Origin of the sequence: Variovorax sp. WDL1 (genome assembly GCF_001541225.1) — a bacterium.
Classification (GTDB): Bacteria; Pseudomonadota; Gammaproteobacteria; order Burkholderiales; family Burkholderiaceae_C; genus Variovorax.
Genome location: NZ_LMTS01000213.1, coordinates 14099 through 15396, shown reverse-complemented (window position 1 = coordinate 15396; position 1298 = coordinate 14099). Strand labels below are relative to the sequence as shown.

At 70.3% G+C, this 1298-nt stretch carries 2 protein-coding genes and 1 pseudogene; all 3 read left to right on the top strand.

Annotation, left to right across the window (positions count from 1 at the left end):
* Positions 1-134: DUF2895 family protein (locus APY03_RS44575; protein ID WP_232324433.1), on the top strand; the 134-nt coding region annotated here is incomplete at its 5' end.
* The gene (locus tag APY03_RS26955; RefSeq protein WP_068681682.1) at positions 131-1042 is read left to right on the top strand and encodes a TIGR03749 family integrating conjugative element protein; all 912 of its coding nucleotides are present in this window, start codon (positions 131-133) and stop codon (positions 1040-1042) included. The genes APY03_RS44575 and APY03_RS26955, both read left to right, overlap by 4 nt.
* Positions 1032-1298, top strand: a pseudogene (locus tag APY03_RS26950) (TIGR03752 family integrating conjugative element protein); the annotation flags it as partial. The gene APY03_RS26955 and the pseudogene APY03_RS26950, both read left to right, overlap by 11 nt.

Sequence of the window (1298 nt, the reverse complement as noted above, 5' to 3'; positions counted from 1 at the left end):
CCGCCCGCAACCCGTTCGGCCTGGCGCTGGACTGCTACGAAGGCGCGCCCCAGCGCATCAGTGCACCGGAGCCGGCGCGCCCGGCGCCGAGTGACCTGAATCCGCAAGCGCCTCAAGGAGGAAACACCCCATGAAGCATCCTGTACTCGCGCTGCTGGGGCTACTGGCCGTGGCCGCGGCACCCGTCGCCCAGGCGGTGGAGATCCTGCGTTGGGAACGCATGCCACTGGCAGTGCCGCTGAAGGTCGGTCAGGAACGCATCGTATTCATCGACCGGAACGTGCGCGTGGGCGTGCCCGCAGGCGTGGGCAAACGCCTGCGCGTGCAGAGTGCGGGCGGCGCGGTGTACCTGCGTGCCAGCGAGCCGATCGAGCCCACGCGGTTGCAACTGCAGGACGCCGACACGGGCGCGCTGATCCTGCTGGACATCGCAGCCGAACCGCCCAAGGACGGGGAAGCCGAGCTGGAGCCGGTGCGCATCGTCGAGGGTGACAGCGCACCGGGACGCTATGGCGAGCAGGCCGACAGTGCCGAGGCCCCGGCACGCGCCCAGGGCCAGGCAGGTGCGCGGACCGCGCGGCGCGAAACTCCGGTCCCTGTCGTGCTGACGCGCTTCGCCGCGCAGAACCTCTACGCACCGCTGCGCACCGTCGAGCCGCTTCCGGGCGTCATGCGGGTCAACCTTCCCCGCGACCTCGACCTGGACACACTGATGCCAACGCTGCCGGTGCGCGCGGCCGTGCTCGCGTCGTGGCGCCTGGAAGACCAATGGGTGACTGCCGTGCGCCTCACCAACACCGGCGCCGACTGGGTCGCGCTCGACCCGCGCGTGCTGCAAGGCGATTTCCTCACCGCCACCTTCCAGCACAAGGCGCTGGGCCCGCGCGGCACGACCGAGGACACGACCGTGCTGTACCTGGTCACGCGCGGCCGCGGCCTCGCGCAGTCGCTGCTGCCGGCGATTCACCGCTTCGACCCTGCCGTGCATCTGCCGCAGCCGGACGGCGACGAGAACGCCAAGGAGGCCCGCCATGCGCAGTAACGGCCTGCTCAAGTGGCTGATGATCCCTGTCGCCATCCTGGTGCTGTTCGCCGGTATCCGGCTGTTCTCGGGTGGAGGCGGCACGGCGCCACCCGCGGCGGACAACGGCGCCCAGCTCACGCCCGAGGAAATGAAGGCGCTGGGCATCGAAGGCGACACCCCGCGCGACACCGTGGCGACGCTCGTTGCCCAAGTGAAGCAGTTGCGCACCGAGCTTCAGACCGCGCTCTCGGACAACAAGTCGCAGCGTGAAGAG